A 23,311-nucleotide genomic window follows, 5' to 3' on the forward strand; every position below is an offset into this window, starting at 1 on the left:
CTCTACCGTGTGAGAGCACGCCACGCACGGTTCGGCCCATCGGCCCTTGCGAAGTGTCAGTAGTGGTCGAGCATATGCGGTCTGGCGTGGAAGGCGGCGTCGAAGACCTCGTGGGCGTCCGCCGGGCCGGTGAGCGTTCCCGAGCGGCGGAGGGTGGCGGTCGGGACCCCGGCGAACAGGGCGGAGAAGGCTCCGACGGTGAAGACGGGAAACGTTCCCGGCAGGGTTCCGGCGGGCTCGGCCGTACCGGATCCGCCCGCGACGGACAGGTGCCAGGGGCCGGAGTTGGCGGGACGCTGGGGGTCGTCGACCTGGATGACGGCGTCGAGGGTGACGCCGGCGGGGAAGCCACGCCGGGCGACGGCCGCGGGGAGGTCGACGACGCGGAACATCCAGCGGGTCTGCCTGACCTCGTCGCTGGACCGGTCGCCGATCAGCCAGAACACCGGGTCGTCGGGGGCGACGACCGCGTGAACCGACGTGGCGACGGAGGAGGACGAGCCGACCAGCGACCACAGGGCGCGGGTGGTGGCCTCCGAGCCCGCGACGAGCTTGTCGACCTCGATGTCCCCGCCGTCCCAGCGGTAGACGAGGAAGCCGTCGTCGGCCAGGTAGAGGAAATAGTCCTTCCTCTCCAGCCACAGCCGCCAGATCCGCTCGTCCCAGCAGACGGGGCCGGAGGCCTGGGTGGCGGCGTGGACGCGGCCGAGGATCGCGATCACCTCGGGGGCGTCGTCGGGGCCCATGCGGCGGATCTTGACCTGCTCGGTGGGTTTGATCGTGCGCAGGGCCTCGGCGGGCAGGGTGGCCTGGTGCGTGGCTCCCGCGTGCTCCCAGCCGAGCGACCGGTAGATCCGGGTGGTGGCCGGATAGAGGGCCGAGACGAGGTGACCGAGCTCCGCGCAGCGGTCGATGGTGGCCCGCATCAGCATCCGGCCGACGCCGCGTCCGCGATCCTCGGGAGCGACCGTCACCGAACCGATGCCGCCCATGGGCATCGGCCTGCCGTGCCACCACTGGGTGAGATCGTTGATCTTGCTCGTCGCGACCAGCCGGGGGCCGTCGACGACGCCCAGGTATCTCCCGCCGGCGAGCACCGGGAGGACATGCCTGCGCCAGACCTCCGCGTCGCCGTCGGAGACGGGCCCGAAGGCACGCCGGCGGTTGTCCAGGACCGCGTCGAAGTCGTCGACGGTCAGATCACGTAGTTCCACAGTGGTCCAACATAGGCAGGACCGGCGGGCACGGGCAATCCGGTTCAGAGGTGTCGCGCCGCGGGCTCGGCGCTCTCCTCGCCCTCCGCCTTTCCCGTCCTGTCGCGCAGGCGGTCCAGCCGTGCCATGACCGGCGTCGCCGTGACGCCGTGCACGACCAGGGAGGCCAGCACGGTGAAGGCGACCACGGCCCAGAGCTCGTCGGCGGGCACGCCGAAGTCGGCCTGGCCGAGGGCGTAGGCGAGGTAGAACAGCGAGCCGATGCCGCGGATGCCGAAGAAGGCCGTCACCCCGCGCTCCCGCGGCCCCGCCTGACCGCCCAGCCCCGCGAGCCATCCGGTCAGCGGCCGGATCACCAGCAGCAGCAGGAGTGCGAGCACCGCGCCCTCCCAGGTGAGCGCGGCCAGGCCGCCCGCCGCCACGAACCCGCCGAGCAGGACGATCAGCCAGGCGGTGAACAGTCGTTCGATCTGCTCGATGAAACCGTGCAGGACCCCGTTGTAGCCATTGGTCCGCTCGGCCGCCCTGATGGTGCACGCGGTCACGAACACCGCGATGAAGCCGTATCCGTGCGCCAGCTCGGTCAGGCCGTACGCCAGGAACGTCGCGCCCAGCGCCACGAAACCGTCCCGGTGCTCGGCCAGCCGCAGGTCGGAAACCCGGGTGCGGAAGAACAGCCGGCCCAGCAGCTTCCCCATCAGCAGGCCGCACACCACCCCCGCCCCGCACCGGTAGAGCAGGTCCACCAGGGCCCACTCGCCGACCCATCCGGCGCCCCCGGCGGCGGCCAGGGCGATCGCGGCGTACACCAGGGGAAAGGCGAGGCCGTCGTTCAGGCCGGCCTCGGAGGTGAGGGTGAAGCGAACCTCGTCGTCGGCCTTCTCCGAGTCGACGGGCTCACCCACCTGCACGTCGGAGGCGAGCACCGGGTCGGTCGGGGCGAGCACCGCGCCCAGGAGCAGCGCCGCGGCCAGGGGCCATCCCAGCAGGCCGTAGGCGACGGCGGTCACCCCCACGACGGTCAGCGGGAGCGTCCATCCCAGGAGACGCCAGGTGGAGGACCAGTTTCGCCGCCCGAAGGGCCGGTTGATCGCCAGCCCGGCGCCCATCAGCGAGATGAGCACGCAGATCTCGGTGGCGTGCTCGACCAGCGCCCGGTGGGCCACGGGATCGGGATCGGGAAGGTCGAGAGGCAGGAGATAGAGCACGAGGCCGCCGATGAGACAGACCATCGGCAACGAGAGGGGCAGCCGGTTGAGCAGCCGGGGCAGCACGGCCGCGAGCAAGGCCGCGATGCCCGCCACCGTAAAAATCAGGTCAGGATTCCCCATGGTCCGCGTGACCTGCCCTCGACCTAAAGGACAAACCTCACAGAGAATCCGAGATTACTCAGGAGCCGCGAAATGCCCGCCTTCTCAATGGAGAGACGGGCATTCCCGGTGGTCACGCGTCGAGCTTCTCCAGGATCTCGTCGGAGACGTCGAAGTTCGCCCAGACGTTCTGGACGTCGTCGTCGTCCTCCAGAGCGTCGATCAGCCTGAAGACCTTGCGCGCGCCGTCCTCGTCGAGCGGGACGCTCATCGTCGGCATGAAGCTCGACTCGGCCGAGTCGTAGTCGATCCCGGCGTCCTGCAGGGCCTTTCGGACCGGGACCAGGTCGGTGGCCTCGGAGACGACCTCGAACTGGTCGCCCAGATCGTTGACCTCCTCGGCTCCCGCGTCGAGGACCGCGGTCAGCACGTCGTCCTCGGACAGGCCCGCCCTGGGGACGAGCACGACGCCCTTGCGGTTGAACATGTAGGAGACCGAGCCGGGGTCGGCCAGCGAGCCGCCGTTGCGGGTCAGGGCGACGCGGACCCCGGTGGCCGCCCGGTTGCGGTTGTCGGTGAGGCACTCGATCAGCACCGCGACACCGCCGGGGGCGTAGCCCTCGTACATGATGGTCTGCCAGTCGGCACCGCCGGCCTCCAGGCCGCCGCCGCGCTTGCGGGCACGCTCGATGTTGTCGATCGGGACCGAGCTCTTGCGCGCCTTGGTGATGGCGTCGAACAGCGTCGGGTTACCGTCCACATCGGGGCCGCCGGTCCGGGCCGCGACTTCGATGTTCTTGATGAGCTTGGCGAACAGCTTGCCCCGCTTGGAGTCAAGCGCGGCTTTCTTGTGCTTCGTCGTCGCCCATTTGGAGTGGCCGGACATCGCCTAGAGCTCCCTCACCATCTCAGCAAAATATGAATGCACACCGACATCCCCGGTAAGTTCCGGGTGGAAGGACGTGGCGAGCAGCGGTCCTTGACGGACCGCGACGATCCTATCCCCAGGTTCGGCCCGTGCCAGCACTTCGACGTCGGAACCCATGGATTCCACCCATGGAGCGCGAATGAAGATCGCACGCATCTCACCGCGGCCGGCGAAGTCGATGTCGGCCTCGAAGGAGTCGACCTGACGGCCGAAGGCGTTGCGGCGGACCACCATGTCGATGCCGCCGATCGTCTGCTGCCCCTCGATCCCGCCCTCGATCCGATCGGCCAGCATGATCATGCCGGCGCAGGAACCGTAGGCGGGCATGCCGGCCTTGATCCGCATCCGGAGCGGTTCGAGCAGCTCGAAGGTCTCGGCGAGCTTCCACATCGTGGTGGACTCCCCACCGGGGATGATCAGCCCGTCGACCGCCTCAAGCTCGGCGGGGCGCCGTACGGCCACCGCCTTCGCGCCCACCGCCTCCAGTGAGCGCACGTGCTCGCGCACGTCTCCCTGCAGGGCGAACACGCCGATCGTCGGGGCGATGGTCACCGATGGTCCTTTCGATGAGTCTGGAATGCCTCCCTAGCGTATGACCACCCTGCGGATCACCCCAAACCGATCATTCCTCGCGGGTCCGGCCGCGAGGGACCTCCCGGCGGGGACTCCCCCCACGGGTAAGGGCGGCGCCCCCGGGACGCCGCCCTTACCGGAAAACGATCAGGGACGCTTGGTCTCCAGGTCCACGACTTCCTGGATCCGGTCGATCTCAGGGGTCCTGGCGGCCGACGGGTCGACCGGACGCAGATAGGTCTGCTGGACGCCCGGGACCCGGTCCTCGATCACGAAGGTCGCCTTGGTGTGCGCCTTGGCGCCCGCCTGCGTGACCTTCGGCAGCACCTTGAAGTCGGCGGTGAGCTGGTCGCGCTCGATCCGGGTGATCACGTAGCCGCGCTGGTTGTTGTAGAACTTCAGGTGCGGGTTGATGCTCAGGAACGGCTGCGTCCTTGGATCGGAGTCGGCGCCGTCACCACCGGTGGTGATGGAGGAGGCGACCAGCTCCGAGCCGACCGTACGCGTGGTGGGATCGTCGTAGTCGAGCTTGAGGTCGCTCGCCCAGTGGGCGTGCACGTCTCCGGTGAGCACGACGGGGTTGCGCACCTCGGCGTCGACCCAGCCCTGGGTGATCCGCTGCCGCGAGGCGACGTAACCGTCCCAGGCGTCCTGACTGGTGACCTTCGCCGGTCCGGCGTTGTTGTCACGCTGGGCGAAGAAGACCTGCTGACCGAGGATGTCCCACTGTGCCCGCGAGCGGCGGAAGCCGTCCAGCAACCAGCGCTCCTGCTCCGCGCCGGTGATCGAGCGGGCGGGGTCGACCGCCTCCGGGCAGTCGTCGTAGCCGTCGCCGCACCCCTGGTCGCTGCGGTACTGCCGGGTGTCGAGCATGTGGAAGTTGGCCATCCGGCCCCACTGGATCCGCCGGTAGAGCTGCATGTCGATGCCCCGCGGGATGGATTCACGCCGCAGCGGCATGTTCTCGTAGTACGCGCGGAAGGCCGCCTCACGCCGGGCGAGGAAGTTCGGCTGGGGGGCCTCCGGCACCTCGTCGGCCCAGTTGTTGTCCAGCTCGTGGTCGTCCCAGACGACCAGCCAGGGCGCGGCGGCGTGCGCGGCCTGAAGGTCGGGGTCGGTCTTGTACTGGGCGTGCCGCTGGCGGTAGTTCGCCAGGCTCTCGGTCTCGGGGCCCTCGTGGTGGCGGATGTTGCCGCCGGGGATCGTGTAGGTGTCGCGCCGGTACTCGTACTGGTAGTCGCCCAGGTGCAGGATCAGGTCGGGGTGCTCCTCGGCCAGACGCCCGTAGGCGGTGAAGTAGCCGTGTTCGTACTGGGCGCAGGAGACGAAGGCCATCGCCAGACCGGAGCCGTAGGAGGACGCGTGCGGGGCGGTCCTGGCCCGGCCCATCGGGGAGACGTAGTGACCGACCTTGAAGCGGTACCAGTAATCCCGGTCGGCGGAGAGCCCGTTCAGTTCGACGTGGACGCTGTGCCCCCACTCCGGCGCCGCCTGGGCCACGCCCCGCCGTACGACGTGGCGGCCCGACTCGTCGCCGTAGACCTGCCAGTCGACGGAGAAGCGGCGGCCCGGCATCCCGCCCAGGCCGTCCTCGGCGAGCGGCTGGGGCGCTAAGCGGGTCCAGATGACGAAGCCGTTCGCGTCGGGGTCTCCGGAGGCGACTCCGAGCGTGAAGGGATCGGTCTGCAGGCCACGGGAGGTCAGGGAGGCGGCGCTCTCCAGGGTGGGGTCGGAGCCTGCGTTCGCCATGGCGGGAACACCGGCCACGGCGCCCACCGCTATGCCGGTGACAAGAAATGACCGTCGGGTGAGCCGGGACATGGGGGCCTCCCAAAGTGATCGGGTACGAACGCCCGTCAGCTTTGCGGAGGATCATGACCGGAGAGTGAACTTCTCCAGTCAGGAAAAAGGCGACATCCTTCACGGATGCCGCCTTCTTCGAAACTCTCTACCAGCCGCGGTCGGCAAGGCGGTGCGGGACCGGGATGTCGGCGACGTTGATGCCCACCATGGCCTCGCCGAGACCACGGGAGACCTTGGCGATAACGTCGGGATCATCATAGAACGTGGTGGCCTTGACAACCGCGGCGGCGCGCTGGGCCGGATTTCCGGATTTGAAGATGCCCGAACCGACAAAAACACCCTCGGCGCCGAGCTGCATCATCATCGCGGCGTCGGCCGGGGTGGCGATGCCGCCCGCGGTGAACAGCACGACGGGCAGCTTGCCGGTCCTGGCGACCTCGGCGACCAGCTCGTACGGCGCCTGCAGCTCCTTGGCCGCGACGTACAGCTCGTCCTCGGGCAGCGAGGAGAGGCGCTTGATCTCGCCCCTGATCTTGCGCATGTGGGTGGTGGCGTTGGAGACGTCACCGGTGCCGGCCTCACCCTTGGAGCGGATCATCGCCGCGCCCTCGGTGATGCGGCGCAGCGCCTCGCCCAGGCCGGTCGCGCCGCAGACGAAGGGCACCGTGAACTGCCACTTGTCGATGTGGTTGGCGAAGTCGGCCGGGGTCAGCACCTCGGACTCGTCGATGTAGTCGACGCCGAGCGACTGGAGCACCTGCGCCTCGACGAAGTGACCGATGCGGGCCTTCGCCATGACGGGGATCGAGACGGCGGCGATGATGCCGTCGATCATGTCGGGGTCGCTCATCCGGGAGACGCCGCCCTGGGCGCGGATGTCGGCGGGAACGCGCTCAAGGGCCATGACGGCGACGGCACCGGCGTCCTCGGCGATCTTGGCCTGCTCGGCGTTGACGACGTCCATGATGACGCCGCCCTTGAGCATCTCCGCCATACCGCGCTTGACCCGGGCGGTGCCGGTGACGGTGGTCTCGGTGACTTCAGGCGTACTGCTGGACACGGTCTCTACCTCACGACGGCTGGTTGCGAATCACGGGCCGCCCGCGGGGAACGGCCACCACACCTCCATGTTAGGCGCTGATCAGGCCGCCCCCCTACACCGTCTTGTCACGCTTGGGCGATCTTCTTGGACAGGATGTACGGCTTGCGCCGTCAGGGGATGACGGGCTTGGGAGCGGCCAGGACCATCCAGACCTGGCCCGGAGAGAAGTTCATCGGCTCTCCGGTCTCGGTGGTGAAGACGGTGCCGTCCTTCTCCGTCTTACGCGACCATTCGGCCTTGAACGCCTGGCCGTCGCGGAGCACGACCGCCTTGCCCTTGCCGGTGGTCTCCATCAGGGGCGTGTAGCTCTGGTTCAGGTCGTGGAACTCCGAGCGCACGGTTTTGACGTACTGCACGACGATCGTGGGCGCGCCGAGCTGGCCGCCCTCGGCCGCCATGTCCTTCTGCCCGTCCTGCCAGATCAACCACTTGCCCGTGTCCTCCGACCAGCCGAAGGTGAAGCGCGCCCCCGGATACTTCACGCTGAACGTCTTCTTGGGCACACCGCCCTCGGGGGCGTCGCCGAAGGTGAAGCCGATGTCCTTCGCCTTGCTCGCCTTGGGCGCCGCGGCCAGCAACTGCTTGGTGTTGGCGAACAGGTTGTAGGGCGCGTAACGCCCCGGCTGGCGGAAGTAGGCACCCGGCGCCCGGCTGTCGGAGACGTCGATCAGCGGCGCCTCCGCGATGAAGGGAAGCATCTTGGTCTGCGCGCCCGAGTAGGCGAAGGCGGGGGTGCCGAACTGCGGCACGAGGTGCAGGTCGGAGATCCGGGCGCTGCGGACCGGACCGATCTTGGGGGGAAGCTTCGAGGAGAAGACCGCCATCAGCCGGGTCAGGCCCGCCTCGACCTGCTCGACGTAGACGATGTCGGCGCTCTTGAGACCGAGCTGCGGCTTGCCCGCCGAGGTGTTCTCGATCTTCGCCACCAGCACGGGCTTCCGGGCCTCACCGGGGAGCCCGGTGAACGGCTGGGTCGGCTCGGGAGTGGGAGTCGCGGGGGGCGCCGTGGCCGCCTGAGCGACCTGACCCGCCGCGGGCGACTCGGCGGAAGAGCAGGCAGCAGCAGGCGCCAGAACCGCCACTCCCGCAAGCGTAATGGCGATCATCCGATGCACCCGCACGGCTCATCTCCTCAAGTCAGCCACGAAATGGCAAGAGCTTACCCGTGTCCGACTTGTCAGATACCGCGCTTTATAGATGCCTTATTCCGCAGCCAAGGCCTCCGGGGGCGCATCGTCTATTTCAAAGAAATCCGGATACTCGGTGTGACCGGCCAACCGCAGCGTACGGGCCAGCCAGCGGCGCTGGGCGGTGCGGGTCACACCCACCGCATTGTTGTAGAAACGTCGCGAGTAGAGCACCTTGGCCACCGCGGCGCCGAGTTCCTCCAGCAGCTCGGGACCCGTGGGGGTGTCGGCCAGCCGATCGTGGAAGCTCTCCTGGTCGACCACGGCCCGCAGCGTGCGCGACAGATCACTCTCCGCGTGCTCGCGCTCCTCCGGCCCCGCGGTGCGGGCCTCATGAGCCGCCGCGGCCAGCACCAGGCTCGTCGCCGGGTCCAGAAGCCGGGAGGCGGCCAGCTCCAGGGAGACGGCGGTCCGCCGCACCAGGGCGGCGTCCAGGGACTCGCGGGCCAGCTCCAGCCGGATGTGCAGCCGGTCCAGCCGGCCCGCCCGCCAGGAGACGTAGACGGCCGTGAGCACCACGATCACGCCCACCACCAGGATCAACGTGGTCGTCACGGGGTGTCGTCCTCCTCGACTCCGGTCGTGCTCGCCGCCACCGTCTCGTAGACGCGGAGGACGTCGCGGGCGACCGTGGACCAGTCGTACTTCCAGACCGCGTGACGCGCCTCGTCCGACAGCTTGGCCCGGCGCGCGGGGTCGTCGAGCAACGCGGCGGCCTCGCGGGCGAGCGAGGCGGCGTCACCGGTCTCGAACAGCGCCCCCGCCTGGCCGTCGCCGAGCACCTTGCGGAAGGCCGGGATGTCGCTGGCCAGGATCGCGGCGCCGGCCGACATCGCCTCGGTGAGCACGATGCCGAAGCTCTCCCCTCCCAGGTTGGGCGCGCAGAAGACGTCCACCGTGTGGTAGGCGCGCACCTTGTCCTCCTCGCTGACCAGGCCGAGCAGGCCGACCCGGTCGTGGAAGGCCGCCGGGACCCTCTCCAGCACCTCCTTGGCGTCGCCGGGCCCGGCGATGAGCAGGCGCAGCTCCGGCCTCTCGGCGGCCAGCAGGGCGAACGCCTCCAGCAGCACGGGCAGGCCCTTGCGCGGCTCGTCCATCCGGCCGAGGAAGCCGATCACCTCACCCTCGTCCCAGCCGGGCAGGGGCTCGCCCTCGGCGTAACGGCCGACCGTCACCCCGTTGGGAATGAGCACGGCGTCACCGCCCATGAACTCGACCAGCGTCTTCCTGGCCGCGTCGGACACGGCTATCCGGCCCGTGATCTTCTCCAGGGCGCTCATGAGGACCGACGCCGTGACCGAGAGCGAGCGGGAGTTGGTGTAGGAGGCGTGGAAGGTGGCCACGATCGGCCCCCGCGCCACCCAGCAGGCGAGCAGGCCCAGCGAGGGAATCGCGGGCTCGTGCACGTGAAGCACGTCGAAACCGCCCTCGCGCACCCAGCGGCGCACCCGGTTGGCCGACAGGAACCCGAACGACAGCCTGGCCACCGACCCGTTGAAGGGCACGGGGACCGCCCGGCCCGCCGAGGTCACGTAGGGAGGCAGCGACGCGTTCTCAGCGGCTGGGGCGATCACCGAGACGTGGTGGCCGTCCTCCATGAGCGCCTCGGCGAGGTCGCGGATGTGCACCTGAACGCCACCCGGCACATCCCATGTGTACGGGCAGACGATGCCGATCCTCATTACTCCCTCATCGCTCCTCGTTCGCTTCGCGGAGAGCTTGCTTCGCCACGCTCTCCACTCCACTCACTGCGTCGAACTCGGTCGCGCCTCATTACTCCCCCACCGCTCCTCGTTCGCTTCGCGGAGAGCTTGCTTCGCCACGCTCTCCACTCCACTCACTGCGTCGAACTCGGTCGCGCCTCATTACTCCCCCACCGCTCCGGGCTCTTTCGCCGCTCTCGGCTCCAGATCCTCCAGCCAGAGCCGCTGAAGCATGTGCCAGTCCTCGGGGTGCTCCGTGATCCCCTTCTCGAAGACGGTGGCCAGGCTCTGCATGACGACGGCCACCTTCTCCTTTCGCGTGCCCTCGCCGGGAACCGCGATCTCCTCGTGGAACTGCAGTCCCCAGTCCTTCCCCTTGAAATAGAGGATCGCCGGGATCAGCGCGGCGCCGGTGTGCACGGCGAGCAGGCCGGGGCCGGCGGGCATGCGCGTGGCCGAGCCGAAGAACTGGACCTCGACCCCGTTGGCGGTCAGATCCCGCTCGGCGGGCAGGGCGACCGTACGACCGGCCCGCAGACGCGAGGCCAGGGTGGCGAAGACATGGCCGTCACCGCCGGTGAGCGGCAGCACCTCCATGCCCAGCCCCTCGCGGAAGGCGGTGTAGCGGTGGAACAGCGACTCGGGCTTGAGCCGCTCGGCGACGGTGGTGAACGGGTGGCCCGTCCCGGCGAACCAGGCGCCCGCCTGATCCCAGTTGCCCATGTGCGGCAGGGCGAGGACCACGCCGCGGCCCTTCGCGAGGTTGTCGTAGATCGGCCCGTCACCGACGACGTGCATACGGGAGACGATCTCGTCGGTGGACATCGAGGGCAGCCGGAACACCTCGTGGAAGTAGCGGAAGTAGGAGCGCATGCCGTCTCGGCTGAGCCTCCGGATCGCCGGATCGCCGGGCGCCGTCCCCTTGACCCTGGCGAGGTTGGCCTCCAGCCGGAGCACCGACCCGCCGCGGCGCTTCCACAGCCGGTCGGCGGCCACGCGGAAGGCCCAGCCGGTGAGACGCTCGGGGAGGCGGGGCACGACGGCCCAGCCGACGCTGAACCCCGCGGCGACGAGTCGATCCAGTGCAGACGGCTTGTCGGTCATCGCTCTCCTGATCAGCGGAGGGTGTGGGGGGGTGAGGAGACTGCCTGCCGGTGGACGTTCCAAAGGCGCTGGCCGACCGTGATCGCGCTGGCGAGCGCGAGCAGCCAGAGTCCCACGGCCAGGATGTACGGCAGGCCGAGACCGCCGAGACCGGCGGAGACCAGCCCCACGACCAGGCGCTCGGGCCGTTCGGCGAGGCCGACGTTGCACGTCATGCCCAGCCCTTCGGCCCTCGCCTTGATGTAGGACACCACGGCCCCGGCGACGAGGCAGAACAGCGCGACCCCCGCCAGCACCAACTGGTCGCTCACGATGAACCAGAACACCAGTCCCGAGAAGATCCCGGCGTCGCCCACCCGGTCGAGGGTGGAGTCGAGGAAGGCGCCCCAGAGGCTTCCCGAGCCGGTCATCCTGGCCATGACCCCGTCGAGGAGATCCGCCAGCACGAAGAACGTGATCACCAGCGTGCCGAGGAACAGCTCGCCACGGGGATAGAAGAACAGCGCCGCGGCGACCGTGCCGATCGTGCCGACCGCGGTGACCACGTTGGGGCTGATCCCCCGGCGGGCGAGTGCCCTGCCCAGGGGGGTCAAGATTCGGGTGACGGCGGGGCGTAGAAGTTTCAGCATCGCGCTCTGATCGTAGGCCACCTGGCCTGTGAGCGTGTATCGAGGCCGGAGAGCGGCGAGCCCCGTACGAAAGAAGGCGTCTCGGAGGCGGCCCGAAGCCCGGTGGGGGCGCGAAAAGCGGCCGGAACATCTAGCGGGCGAGTCATAGGATCGCAAGAGGATGCACTCAACCCTCTTGTGATATTCGCCACATGGGTATTTGGTGAACACACCGCGTCCATGCGGGGTATGGACGCGACAGCGGATCCGGGGGTGTGGCCCCACTGGCCGCGCTCCTTCGGCAATGACGCGGGAGGCGATGTGGCAGAGAGAGCAACCGGCGGAACAGCGGGAGCCGCGGGGAGGGCACCTGCGGTCGACCGGCCGGACATGGTGCGTAATGTCGTGCTGGTCGGCCCTTCCGGTGCCGGAAAGACAACTCTCGTCGAGGCGCTGCTGGCCGCGACGCGAACCATCCAGCGGACCGGCCGGGTCGAGGACGGCACGACGGTCAGCGACTTCGACGAGGTCGAGGTGCGACAGCAGCGCTCGGTGAACCTGACCGTCGCTCCGATGATCTACAACGACGTCAAGATCAATCTGTTGGACACCCCCGGCTACGCCGACTTCGTCGGCGATCTGCGCGCCGGACTGCGCGCGGCCGACGCGGCGCTGTTCGTGGTCTCGGCGTCCGAGGGCGTGGACGGCCTGACCAAGATGCTGTGGGAGGAGTGCGCGGCGGTGGGGATGCCCCGCACCGTCGTGATCACCAAGATCGACCACCAGAGGGCCAACTTCGAGGAGGTCCTCATCGCCTGCCAGGACGCCTTCGGCGACGGCGTGGCGCCGCTGTACCTCCCCGTGGTGACCAACGGCCGGGTGAACGGCCTGATCGGGCTGCTGAGCCAGAAGTTCTACAACTACGCGACCGGCAGCAGGACCGAGAACGCCCCCGGGCCCATGTACAAGGACCGGCTTGAGGAGTATCGCGACGCCCTGATCGAGAGCATCATCCAGGAGAGCGAGGACGAGTCCCTGATGGACCGTTACCTCTCCGGCGAGGAGATCGGCACCAAGGTCCTCATCGACGACCTGGAGAAGGCGGTCGCACGCGGAGGTTTCCATCCGGTGCTCGCCGCCGGGACGGGCGTGGGCGCACTGGAGGTCCTGGAACTCATCACCCAGGGTTTCCCCTCCCCGCTCGAGCACCCGATGCCGGAGATCACCTCACTTGACGGCACTCCGGTCCCGGCCATCGCCTGCGACCCCGACGGACCGCTCGTGGCCGAGATCGTCAAGACCACCAGCGACCCCTACGTGGGCCGGATCAGCCTGGTCCGCGTGTTCTCGGGGACGCTGCGCCCGGACCTGACCGTGCACGTCTCGGGGCACGGCCTGGCCGACCGCGGCCACGAGGACCACGACGTGGACGAGCGCATCGGCGCGCTCTCCTCACCGCTGGGCAAGCTGCAGCGGACGGCCGCCAAATGCATGGCCGGCGACATCGTCGCGGTGGCCAAGCTGTCGCGGGCGGAGACCGGCGACACCCTGTCGGACAAGGAGCGGCCGCTGCTGATGACCTCCTGGACGATGCCCGAACCGCTGCTGCCGGTGGCGATCCAGCCCAAGTCCAAGGCCGACGACGACAAACTCGGACAGGCGCTGCAGCGACTGGTGGCCGAGGACCCGACGCTCCGTCTGGAGAACAACCCCGAGACCCGGCAACTCGTGCTGTGGTGCATGGGCGAGGCCCACGCCGACGTGCTGCTCGATCGGCTGAGCAAGCGGCACGGCGTGGAGGTGGAGAAGATCGACCTCCGGGTGCCGCTCAGGGAGACCTTCGGCGGCAGTTGCCAGGCCCTGGGCCGCAACGTCAAGCAGACCGGCGGCCACGGCCAGTTCGCCGTCTGCCATCTGGAGATCGAGCCCCTGCCCTCGGGCGGCGGCTTCGAGTTCGTGGACAAGATCGTCGGCGGTGTGGTTCCGCGCCAGTTCATCCCCTCGGTGGAGAAGGGGGTGCGCACCCAGATGCAGCGCGGGGTGCTGGCCGGATATCCCATGGTGGACGTCCGGGTGACGCTGTACGACGGCAAGGCGCACTCGGTCGACTCCTCCGACATGGCCTTCCAGATCGCCGGGGCGCTCGCGCTCAAGGAGGCGGCGGCCAAGGTGCCGATGCTGTTGCTCGAACCGGTGGACGAGGTGTCCGTACTGGTGGCCGACGACCACGTCGGCTCGGTGATGTCCGACCTGTCCTCCCGCAGGGGCCGGGTCCTCGGCACCGAACCGGTCGGCGTCGGGCGCACGCTGGTCCGGGCCGAGGTGCCCGAACTGGAGATCACCCGCTACTCCATCGACCTGAGGTCGATGTCACACGGCACCGGGACGTTCCACCGCGCCTTCCTGCGTTACGAGCCGCTCCCGTCACATCTGATGGACAAGGTCGCCGGCTGACCCGGGGCCGGACGCACCCCAGGTCGGGAGAGGCCCGGAAGGCGCGCCGCCCGTGAGATGGCCCGACGCGCCGTTCACGGGGAGGCGCCGCGAGGGGCGCGCGATTCGGGGAGAGGGGTCTGGGAGGCGTCGCACCATCCGGCGCACGCCTCCCAGAGATGTACTTACATAACGGTAGCATCACAAACTCGTTTCGTTTTTCCGGCCAAACCATCTCGGTCCTGGTGCCAAACTGATGAACTATGCGAACAGGACGCCCTTTGCTTGCCGCTGCCACCCTTGCCGTCGTCACCGCGGGCGCCGCCTACACCTTCGGCCCGGACGCCGAACCGGTGGGCGCCGCGGCCGCCGCGGCGCCCACCGCCGACGCGAAGGGCGGGGTCTCCGCCGCGGCGGCGTGCCCGGTCGACGCGAGGTATCCCAAGCGGCAGCTGCGCGGTGTCTGGATCGCCACCACGCAGAACATCGACTGGCCCTCACGGGCCGGCCTGCCGGTCGCCAGGCAGCAGGCGGAATACCTCAAGATTCTCGACAGCGCGGTCAAGCGCCGGTTCAACGCGGTGTTCGTGCAGGTCCGTCCGGCCTCCGACGCCTTCTACGCGTCGTCGCTGGAGCCCTGGTCCCAGTATCTGAGCGGCACGGCCGGCAAGAACCCCGGCTGGGACCCGCTGGCCTTCCTGGTCGCGGAGGCCCACAAGCGCGGGCTGGAGTTCCACGCCTGGTTCAACCCCTACCGCGCCTCCTACGGCACCAACCTGGGCAAACTCCCGGCGAACCACCCGGCACGGCTGCACCCCGACTGGATCGTCAAGTACGGGGGCCAGTCCTACTACAACCCCGGCCTGCCCCAGGTCCGCAACCACGTCACCACGGTCGTCAAGGACGTCGTGAGCCGCTACGACGTGGACGGGGTCCACTTCGACGACTACTTCTACCCCTATCCGGTCAGCGGCTCGACGTTCGCCGACAACGCCGCCTTCAAGAAGTACGGCAAGGGCACGAAGCTGGCCGACTGGCGCCGCTCCAACGTCAACAAGCTGGTCGCGCAGGTCGACAAGGCCGTGCACGACACCAAGAAGTACGTGAAGTTCGGCATCAGCCCGTTCGGGATCTGGCGCAACAAGTCCAACGACCCCACCGGCTCGGCGACCGCCGGGATGTCCGCCTACGACTCCATCTACGCCGACTCCCGCCACTGGATCCGCCAGGGCACGGTCGACTACGTCATCCCGCAGCTCTACTGGCCGCGCGGGTTCAAGGTCGCCGACTACAACGTGCTGACGCCGTGGTGGGCGAAGGAGGTCAGGGGCACCGGGGTGGGCCTCTACATCGGCCAGGCCCTCTACCAGGTCGGCACCGGCGGCGCCTGGAGCGACCCCGGAGAGCTGTCCGCGCACCTGGCGGTGAACCGTAAGTACAAGGAGGTTCAGGGCGACGTCTACTTCAGCGCCAAGCAGCTCCTCACCAACCCGCTCGGCGCGCTGGATCGGGTCGTCAAGAGCGGCTACTCCCGCCCGGCGCTGCTGCCCCTGATAAAGGACCTCGGCACTCAGGCCCCCGCCGCGCCCGCGGAGGTGAGGCTCCAGGGCAAGAACCTCACCTGGAAGACCTCCGCGAACGCCCGCTCCTACGCGATCTACCGGGTCCCCTCCGGCAAGCCGGGAAAGTGCGCCACCGCCGACGCCCGCAACCTGGTCGCGGTCGTGCCGGCGGCGAACGGCGGGCGGCAGTCCTTCGCCGCCGCGGCGGGCGGCGCCTACCTCGTCACCGCCCTGGACCGCCTGGACAACGAGAGCGCTCCCACGGGCGCCGCCCTGACCTGATCTCGATCCACGGGTCGGCTGGACCGGTGACCCCGTTCTCCCCTACGGTGCCAGCATTTGCACAAAGGCCTGGGGAGGTCACTCGTGAGGCGGACGCTTGTCGCGTTTGCGTTGATCTTGAGCGCGTTATGGCCGGGAGCCGCGCAGGCCGCCGCGCAGACGGACGAACGGGTGGTGCTGATCGGGGTCCCCGGCCTGCAATGGAGCGACCTCAGCCCCGGGATCACCCCGAACCTGTGGCGGCTGGCCGGGCAGAGCGCCGCGGGCTCGCTGTCCGTCCGCACGGTGGGCCGGGTGACGTGTCCCTACGACGCGTGGCTGACGGTGTCGGCGGGGACGAGGTCCGCGGTCGGCTACGGCTGCGGGCTCTCGCCGGCGCCCGATCCCGGCCCGACCGGCGCGGTCATCCCCGGCTACGGATACCTGCACGAGGTCGCCGGGCAGAAGGGCGCCGGGACGCTCGGCGAGGCCGTACACGCCGCCGGGCAGTGCACGCTGGCGATCGGCCCGGGGGCGGCGCTGGCCCTGGCCGACCGGACGGGCAAGGTCGACGTCTACGCCTCCTCCCCCGCGCAGCTCGACGCCGGCCTGCTCACCCGGTGCCGGGTGATCGCCGCGGACGTGGATGACCTGATCAGGCCCTACGTGGCCGCCGGGCGGCTCCCCGCCGCCGAGGAACAGCTCACCCCGCGGCAGCGGACGACGGCGCTGCGGCTGGCCGACGCCAAGGTGGGGGCTCTGCTGAGCGTGCTGCCCGAGGACGCCGGTGTGCTGCTGGCGGGCCTGTCCGACCACGGGGGCACGCCACACCTGCGGGTGGCCATGATGCGCCACGGAGACGTCTCCGGCCGTTTCCTGGGCGCGGCCTCCACCCACCGCGAGGACATCACGATCCTGCCGGACATCACCGCCACGATGCTCTCGATGACCGGCGTCCCGGTGCCGGCGACCGTGATCGGGGTGCCCTGGCAGGCGGGCGAGAGCCGTACCGGCGGCACCGAGGCGGCGCGGGTCGAGCTGAAGAACGCCGACGTGGCCGGCCAGATGATCAGAGAGATGGGCGGGATCTTCTTCACCGCCGTCGCCGTGCTCCAGGTCGCCTTCTACGTCGTCGCGTTCCTGTTGCTGCGCCGCAGGCGCGGCCTGCCCGGGGTCCGCGTGGCAGCGGTGGCGCTCGCGTCCTTGCCCGTGGCGACGTATCTGGTCAACCTCACCCCCTGGCACCACACGGGGACGCCGATGCTCGCCCTGGTCGGCGGGATCGCGGGGTTCGCGCTCCTGCTGGCCGCGGCGGCGCTGGCGGGTCCCTGGCGGCGCAGCCCGCTCGGGCCGCTGACCGTCGTGACGGGGGTGACGGCGGCGGTGCTCGGCGGTGACCTGCTGACCGGGACGACCCTGCAGCTCAACAGCGTGATGGGTTACACCGCCGTGGTCGGCGCCCGCTACTACGGCCTGGGCAACATCCCGTTCGCGCTCTTCGCCACCTCGGTGCTGCTGCTGGCGGCCACGATCGCGCACCGGCTGACCCGCCTGGACCGCGGACGCGCGGCGGTCGCCGCGGTGGTCGTGCTGGGGTGCGCGGCGATGATCCTGGGCGGCTGGCCGGGCGTGGGCAGCGACTTCGGCGGCGTGATCGCGTTCGTGCCCGGCATCGCGGTGACCGCGTTGCTGATCGGAGGACAGCGGGTCTCGCTCGTCAAGCTGGGCGCGTTCTGCGTGGCGGGCGGGGTCACCGTGATGACCATCGCCTATCTCGACTACATGCGCCCGCCGGCCTCCCAGACGCACCTGGGCCGATTCGTCGGCCAGGTGTTCACCGGCGAGGCGCTGGATGTGATCCTCCGCAAGCTCGGCGCGATGCTGAGCACGCTGCTCAGCCCCAACCTGATGCCGATCGTGATCGCCGCGTTCGCCTTCCTGATCTACGCGCTGCTGCGGCCCGAGGCCGCCAGCGCCGGGATCCTCCCCGCCGCGTTCACCCACTCCCCCGCGCTGAAGGCCGGCTTGATCGGCACCCTGATCAGCGGGGTGGTCGGCATGCTGGTCAACGACTCCGGCGCGGCCGTGCTGTCCATGGCGCTGGCGCTCGGGGTGCCGCTGACGCTGTCGGTGGGCATCAGGGCCCTGAACGACGGCCCGGCGCCCGACGAGGCCGGCCTCCGGGCTCCGGACGACGGCACGCCGCACCGCACGGGCGCCGGTGTTCCCGAGGGGGAGGCGCCTTACGAGGGGGGCCAGGACTCGGCGAGCAGTTCCCTGGTCTCACGGAGCAACTGAGGCAGCACCCTGGTGTGACCGACCACGGGCATGAAGTTGGTGTCCCCGCCCCAGCGGGGCACCACGTGCTGGTGCAGGTGGGCGGCGATCCCCGCGCCCGCCGCGGCGCCGAGGTTCATGCCCACGTTGAAGCCCTGCGCGCCGCTCGCCTTGCGCAGGGCGGTCAGCGCCCGCTTGGTGAAGTCGCCGAGTTCGGCGGTCTCCGCCACGTCCAGGTCCGCGTAGTCCGGCACGTGCCGGTAGGGGCAGACCATCAGGTGGCCCGAGTTGTACGGGTAGAGGTTGAGCAGCGCGAAGACCGAGTCGCCCCGGGCGATGATCAGGCCGTCCTCGTCGCTCATCTTGGGGATCTCGCAGAACGGGCAGCCGTCTTCGGGACCGGAGCCGGTGGGCTTGTTGGCTCCCTTGATGTAAGCCATCCGATGAGGAGTCCAGAGCCTTTCGAACGCGTCCGGCGTCCCTGCCCCGTGCTGCTCCTGCGGCTCTTCGCTCATGGCGATCAGCATATTGCCACGCGGATTCGTCCGGTCTGGCACCTCCCGGCTGGACGCCGCGTGAGGGGCGACCGGGAGGGTTCGGATGCGCCGCATTCCGCATTGGCGGACAAATGCGGCAGATTTCCGGCAGAATCCCAGCGAGCGTGACCACCGAACACCTGAGGAGCACCCCATGACCGACGTCTCCGTTGAGGATCTCACCGAGGAGACCGACTCTCCCTCCGAGACGAGCGGCACCGCCCGTCCGTATTCCCTGGGCCTTTCCACCCCGTCCGATCTGTCGGAGCTGCCGGCGCCGTCCGTCGCCGAGCCGCTGTCCTCCGCCGTGGTCAAGGGCCGGATCAAGGTCGCCGACGAGGTCGTGGAGAAGGTCGCGGCCCTCGCCACGCTGGAGGTGGCGGGCGTCGCCGACCTGGGAGGAGACTTCGCCCGGACGCTGGAGTCGGTCCGCGAACGCATGGGTGTCGGCAGCAAGCGCGGCAACCAGGGTGTGAGCGCCCACGTCCAGGACCGCACGGTCGCGGTGGACGTGACGATCGTGGCGGAGTACGGGCACGTGGTCATGGAGGTGGCCAACGAGGTCAAGACCAACGTGGCCCGCACGGTCAGCCGGATGCTGGGCATGCGGGTCGTCGAGGTCAACGTCAACGTGGACGACGTGCGCCTGCCCGGCGAGGTCGTTCCCACGGCCCCCGCCGACGGCCCCGAAGAGTCCTGATCTCTCCGTGCGGCCCGCGTTCGACCGGTGTCGGCGCGGGCCGCGCGTCTCAGAAAGCGTGATCACGGACGAGGCCGCGGCCCTGTCCACCGCGCCGAGCTTGCCGAAAACAACAAAGGGAACCCCTTCTCCCGAAGGAGCCCAAAGGATGGAAAACGAACGGCCCGCGCCTCCGGGAGACGCGGGCCGTTCGTGACGGGTGGGACGGGTCCCGCGGCGACGCCGGTCAGACCTGGACGCGCCGCTCGATCGCGTCGGCGATCTCGTTGATGGCGTCGTCGATCGGGACGCCGTTCCGCTGCTCGCCGTTGCGGAAGCGGAAGGAGACCGCGCCGTTGGCGATGTCCTCGTCTCCGGCCAGGAGCATGTACGGCACCTTCGACTTCTGCGCGTTACGGATCTTCTTCTGCATCCGGTCGTCCGAGGCGTCCACCTCGATCCGGATACCCCGCTCGCGCGCCTTCTTGGCCAGGTCGTGCAGGTAGGGCGCGTGGGCCTCGGCGATCGGGATGCCGACGACCTGCACCGGGGCGAGCCACGGAGGGAACGCCCCCGCGTAGTGCTCGACCAGGACGCCGAAGAACCGCTCGATCGAGCCGAACAACGCCCGGTGGATCATGATGGGCTGCTGACGGGAACCGTCGGCCGACTGGTATTCCAGGTTGAAGCGCTGCGGCAGGTTGAAGTCGAGCTGGATGGTCGACATCTGCCACGAGCGGCCGATCGCGTCGCGGGCCTGGACGGAGATCTTCGGCCCGTAGAACGCCGCGCCGCCCGGGTCGAGGACCAGCTGCAGGTTCTCCGACTCGGCGACCTCGCGCAGGGTCTCGGTCGCCTCCTCCCAGTCTTCGTCGGTGCCGACGAACTTGACCGGGTCCTTGGTCGACAGCTCCAGGTAGAAGTCGTCGAGGCCGTAGTCGCGCAGCAGTTCGAGCACGAAGCGCAGCAGCGACTTCAGCTCGTCGCGCATCTGCTCGCGGGTGCAGTAGATGTGGGCGTCGTCCTGCGTCATGCCGCGCACGCGGGTGAGGCCGTGGATGACCCCGGACTTCTCGTAGCGGTACACGGTGCCGAACTCGAACAACCGCAGCGGCAGCTCACGGTAGGAGCGCCCGCGAGCCCCGAAGACCAGGTTGTGCATCGGGCAGTTCATCGGCTTGAGGTAGTACTTGGCGCCTTCCAGCTCCATGGGCGGGAACATGCCGTCGGCGTACCACTCCAGGTGGCCGGAGGTCTTGTAGAGATTGTCCTTGGTGATGTGCGGGGTGTTGACGAAGGAGTAACCCGCCTCCTCGTGCCGCTTGCGCGAGTAGTCCTCCATCACGCGGCGGATCACGCCGCCCTTGGGGTGGAAGACCGGCAGGCCCGAGCCCAGCTCGTCGGGGAAGGAGAACAGGTCGAGCTCGGCGCCCAGCTTGCGGTGGTCGCGCTTCTCGGCCTCCTCCAGCAGGTGGAGGTATTCGTCCTGCTTCTCGCGCGACTCCCAGGCGGTGCCGTAGATCCGCTGGAGCTGCGGGTTCTTCTCGCTGCCCCGCCAGTAGGCGCCGCCCGAGCGCATCAGCTTGAACGCCGGGATGGACCGGGTGGTCGGCACGTGCGGGCCGCGGCACAGGTCCTTCCAGCACCGCTCGCCGGTCTTCGGGTCGAGGTTGTCGTAGATGGTCAGCTCCGCGCCGCCCACCTCGACGTCGGCCCCGTCGTCCGAGCCGGCGCCGCCCTTGAGACCGATCAGCTCCAGCTTGTACGGCTCCGCGGCGAGCTCCTCACGCGCGTCGTCGTCGGAGACGGCACGGCGGGAGAAGAGCTGCCCCTGCTTGACGATCTCGCGCATGCGCTTCTCGACGCGCTTGAGATCATCGGGGGTGAACGGGCTCTTGACGTCGAAGTCGTAGTAGAAGCCGTTCTCGACCGGCGGGCCGATGCCCAGCCTGGCCTCGGGGAAGATCTCCTGAACGGCCTGGGCCATGACGTGGGCGGTGGAGTGGCGCACGATGGCCCTGCCGTCGGCGCTGTCCACCGTGACCGGCTCGATCACGTCGCCCTCGGACACGGCCGCCGCGAGGTCCTTCAACTCGCCGTTGGCACGGGCGGCGATCACGGAGCGGCCGTCGGCCTCGAGCGCGTCGCCGTACGTCGTGCCCCCCGCCACCACACGCTCGGCTCCGGCGAGGGTGATACGAAGTTCTGGCACGGCGGACACTGGTGCTCCCTGAAAAACATCGAAGGTTGGTCTGAACCTCGATGCTACCGGTGCTCGCAGCGCGATATCTCAGGCATCCCGGCTCCGGCGCGGGCGATACCCCAATGAGGTGAGGTCGGCCCGGGTGCCGCGGAACACATTGCGGTCCACCGGCCTGTTGGAGTGCTGATGGATGGTCCAGCTGCTCCACGGCACCGGAACCTCCGGCCTGCCCCGCGGATGGTCGGGCGCGGCGATCCAGAGCGGATATCCCTCCAGCCCCGCGCAGTTGCCGTTGCGCGCGAACGAGAGGAACGTGTAGATCACCGGCCTCACCCCGGCCTGCTCGATGACCGCGTCGCACCAGCGCCGGGCGAAGCGGGCCACCTTGGGGGCGGGCAGGTGATCGTTGGTCTCCAGGTCGAGCGCCAGCAGATCGCCGCGGTGCAGCCCGCCCGCCTGCCCCACGGCCCTCAGGAAGTGCCCCACCTGGGCCTCGGGATTGCCCGACGGACGCGCGAAATGGTAGGCCCCGCAGACGATCCAGCTCTCCCGCATGCCCGTCCAGTTCCTGACGAACCACGGGTCGGTGAAGGTGACCCCCTCGGTCGCCTTGGCGAAGGCGAAGGCGACCCCCGCCCTGGCATGACGCCCCCAGTCGACGACGCCCTGCCAGTTCGACACATCGATGCCGTTCAACATGGCGGTCACGCTAACCGGCGGAGATCCTCCCGTACACGCCCGACGCTCCCTCGGCGTACTGCCATTGCGCCGACTTTGACTAGGCTTGGGCGGCGTGAACGCAGCAGCCCAGACCTCCGGTGCCCACGGCGCCGGCATCGCGACCATAACGTCCGGCGGAACCGTGCTCGACACCTGGTTCCCCTCTCCTCAGCTGGGCGAGCCGTCCTCGCCCGGCACCAGGCGGCTGAGCGCCTCCGAGGCCGTCGAGGCGCTCGGCTCCGGGGCCGCGGCACTGCTCGGCCCCGACGAGGACCGCGGCGTCGAGGTGGTCGCGGTGTACACCGGGATCACCAAGCTGTCGGAGGCCCCCGTCGACGCGCACGACGCCTACCTCCGCCTCCACCTGCTGTCGGCCCGCCTCGTCCAGCCGCACGGCCAGAACCTGGACGGGCTGTTCGGCCTGCTGAGCAACGTCGTGTGGACCAGCCACGGCCCCTGCGCGGTCGAGGGCTTCGAGGAGGTACGGCTGCGCCTGCGCGCCCGCGGCCAGGTGACCGTCTACGGCATCGACAAGTTCCCCCGGATGGTCGACTACGTGGTGCCCGGCGGCGTCCGGATCGCCGAGGCCGACCGCGTCCGCCTCGGCGCGCACCTGGCCAGTGGCACGACGGTGATGCACGAGGGCTTCGTCAACTTCAACGCCGGGACCCTGGGCACCTCCATGGTCGAGGGCCGCGTCTCGGCGGGTGTCGTCGTGGGCGACGGCTCCGACGTCGGCGGCGGCGCCTCCATCATGGGCACCCTGTCCGGCGGCGGCAAGCAGGTCATCTCCATCGGGCAGCGCTGCCTGCTCGGCGCCAACAGCGGCATCGGCATCTCCCTCGGCGACGACTGCGTCGTGGAGGCCGGCCTCTACGTCACCGCAGGGACCAAGGTGACCCTCCCCGACGGCCGGGTGGCCAAGGCCTCGGAGTTCTCCGGCGCCTCCGGACTGCTGTTCCGCCGCAACTCCACCTCCGGCGCCGTCGAGGTCGTCCCCCGCCAGGGCACCGGCCCGGAGCTCAACAGCATCCTGCATTCCAACGACTGACCCGCGGAACCCGTGGGGCGGGTGTGGTTCGCGGGGCGGGACCGGCTCACCGAGCCG

General features: G+C 69.6%; 19 protein-coding genes. 5 read left to right on the forward strand and 14 right to left on the reverse strand.

Going from position 1 to position 23,311, the window contains the following annotated elements:
- Nucleotides 1–56: 56 nt before the first annotated feature.
- The 11 genes from J2853_RS19380 to pgsA form a co-directional block, all read right to left on the reverse strand.
- On the reverse strand, nt 57–1,214 hold the full coding sequence (locus tag J2853_RS19380; protein WP_307559889.1) for a GNAT family N-acetyltransferase: 1,158 nt from the start codon (nt 1,212–1,214) through the stop codon (nt 57–59).
- Between the two features lie 44 nt (nt 1,215–1,258).
- Nucleotides 1,259–2,518 (reverse strand): cation:proton antiporter, encoded by a 1,260-nt coding sequence (locus tag J2853_RS19385; protein ID WP_307559890.1) that lies wholly within the window; start codon nt 2,516–2,518, stop codon nt 1,259–1,261.
- 139 nt (nt 2,519–2,657) lie between these two features.
- The gene (locus J2853_RS19390; RefSeq protein ID WP_307559892.1) at nt 2,658–3,410 is read right to left on the reverse strand and encodes a YebC/PmpR family DNA-binding transcriptional regulator; all 753 of its coding nucleotides are present in this window, start codon (nt 3,408–3,410) and stop codon (nt 2,658–2,660) included.
- A gap of 3 nt (nt 3,411–3,413) precedes the next feature.
- Nucleotides 3,414–4,004 carry a pyridoxal 5'-phosphate synthase glutaminase subunit PdxT gene (gene pdxT, locus J2853_RS19395; protein ID WP_307559894.1) on the reverse strand — a complete coding sequence of 197 codons (591 nt, stop codon included), beginning with the start codon at nt 4,002–4,004 and terminating at the stop codon, nt 3,414–3,416.
- Between the two features lie 168 nt (nt 4,005–4,172).
- On the reverse strand, nt 4,173–5,846 hold the full coding sequence (locus tag J2853_RS19400) for an alkaline phosphatase D family protein (protein WP_370879296.1): 1,674 nt from the start codon (nt 5,844–5,846) through the stop codon (nt 4,173–4,175).
- Nucleotides 5,847–5,973: 127 nt separating this feature from the next.
- Entirely contained in the window at nt 5,974–6,888 is a 915-nt protein-coding gene (gene pdxS, locus J2853_RS19405) for a pyridoxal 5'-phosphate synthase lyase subunit PdxS (protein ID WP_307559898.1), read from the reverse strand.
- 152 nt (nt 6,889–7,040) lie between these two features.
- Nucleotides 7,041–8,012: a DUF3048 domain-containing protein gene (locus J2853_RS19410; RefSeq protein WP_307559901.1), complete on the reverse strand. Its 972-nt coding sequence runs from the start codon at nt 8,010–8,012 to the stop codon at nt 7,041–7,043.
- 120 nt (nt 8,013–8,132) lie between these two features.
- Nucleotides 8,133–8,672 carry a hypothetical protein gene (locus tag J2853_RS19415; RefSeq protein ID WP_307559903.1) on the reverse strand — a complete coding sequence of 180 codons (540 nt, stop codon included), beginning with the start codon at nt 8,670–8,672 and terminating at the stop codon, nt 8,133–8,135.
- Nucleotides 8,669–9,799, reverse strand: coding sequence for a glycosyltransferase family 4 protein (locus J2853_RS19420; RefSeq protein WP_307559905.1), 1,131 nt, complete (start codon nt 9,797–9,799; stop codon nt 8,669–8,671). The genes J2853_RS19415 and J2853_RS19420 overlap by 4 nt, the downstream gene beginning before the upstream one ends.
- Before the next feature lie 183 nt (nt 9,800–9,982).
- The gene (locus tag J2853_RS19425) at nt 9,983–10,924 is read right to left on the reverse strand and encodes a phosphatidylinositol mannoside acyltransferase (RefSeq protein WP_307559907.1); all 942 of its coding nucleotides are present in this window, start codon (nt 10,922–10,924) and stop codon (nt 9,983–9,985) included.
- Nucleotides 10,925–10,935: 11 nt separating this feature from the next.
- The gene (gene pgsA / locus J2853_RS19430; protein WP_307559909.1) at nt 10,936–11,553 is read right to left on the reverse strand and encodes a phosphatidylinositol phosphate synthase; all 618 of its coding nucleotides are present in this window, start codon (nt 11,551–11,553) and stop codon (nt 10,936–10,938) included.
- 300 nt (nt 11,554–11,853) lie between these two features.
- Here pgsA and J2853_RS19435 point away from each other — a divergent pair, with 300 nt between their 5' ends.
- The 3 genes from J2853_RS19435 (at nt 11,854) to J2853_RS19445 (ending at nt 18,086) form a co-directional block, all read left to right on the forward strand.
- Nucleotides 11,854–13,986 carry an elongation factor G-like protein EF-G2 gene (locus J2853_RS19435; protein WP_307559911.1) on the forward strand — a complete coding sequence of 711 codons (2,133 nt, stop codon included), beginning with the start codon at nt 11,854–11,856 and terminating at the stop codon, nt 13,984–13,986.
- A 260-nt stretch (nt 13,987–14,246) separates the two neighbouring features.
- Entirely contained in the window at nt 14,247–15,809 is a 1,563-nt protein-coding gene (locus tag J2853_RS19440; protein ID WP_307559913.1) for a glycoside hydrolase family 10-like protein, read from the forward strand.
- An 84-nt stretch (nt 15,810–15,893) separates the two neighbouring features.
- Nucleotides 15,894–18,086 carry an alkaline phosphatase family protein gene (locus J2853_RS19445; RefSeq protein ID WP_307559915.1) on the forward strand — a complete coding sequence of 731 codons (2,193 nt, stop codon included), beginning with the start codon at nt 15,894–15,896 and terminating at the stop codon, nt 18,084–18,086.
- On the opposite strand, the gene J2853_RS19450 is transcribed toward J2853_RS19445, so the two are convergent.
- The gene (locus J2853_RS19450; RefSeq protein ID WP_307559917.1) at nt 18,032–18,580 is read right to left on the reverse strand and encodes an HIT family protein; all 549 of its coding nucleotides are present in this window, start codon (nt 18,578–18,580) and stop codon (nt 18,032–18,034) included. The two genes, J2853_RS19445 and J2853_RS19450, sit on opposite strands and share 55 nt — an antisense overlap.
- A 175-nt stretch (nt 18,581–18,755) precedes the next feature.
- On the opposite strand from J2853_RS19450, the gene J2853_RS19455 reads away from it, so the two are divergent.
- Complete coding sequence (locus tag J2853_RS19455) at nt 18,756–19,301, forward strand: Asp23/Gls24 family envelope stress response protein (protein WP_307559919.1); 546 nt, start codon at nt 18,756–18,758, stop codon at nt 19,299–19,301.
- A 226-nt stretch (nt 19,302–19,527) separates the two neighbouring features.
- Here J2853_RS19455 and thrS read toward each other — a convergent pair whose 3' ends face one another.
- Both thrS and J2853_RS19465 read right to left on the reverse strand, forming a co-directional pair.
- Complete coding sequence (thrS, locus tag J2853_RS19460) at nt 19,528–21,501, reverse strand: threonine--tRNA ligase (RefSeq protein WP_307559921.1); 1,974 nt, start codon at nt 21,499–21,501, stop codon at nt 19,528–19,530.
- A gap of 69 nt (nt 21,502–21,570) precedes the next feature.
- The gene (locus J2853_RS19465; RefSeq protein WP_307559922.1) at nt 21,571–22,182 is read right to left on the reverse strand and encodes a glycoside hydrolase family 25 protein; all 612 of its coding nucleotides are present in this window, start codon (nt 22,180–22,182) and stop codon (nt 21,571–21,573) included.
- A gap of 94 nt (nt 22,183–22,276) precedes the next feature.
- Between J2853_RS19465 and dapD the strand changes: the two genes are divergently transcribed.
- A complete protein-coding gene (dapD, locus tag J2853_RS19470; protein ID WP_307559923.1) occupies nt 22,277–23,254 on the forward strand; it encodes a 2,3,4,5-tetrahydropyridine-2,6-dicarboxylate N-succinyltransferase in 978 nt (325 codons plus the stop codon).
- Nucleotides 23,255–23,311 lie beyond the last annotated feature (57 nt).

Origin of the sequence: Streptosporangium lutulentum (assembly GCF_030811455.1) — a bacterium.
Taxonomy (GTDB): domain Bacteria; phylum Actinomycetota; class Actinomycetes; order Streptosporangiales; family Streptosporangiaceae; genus Streptosporangium; species Streptosporangium lutulentum.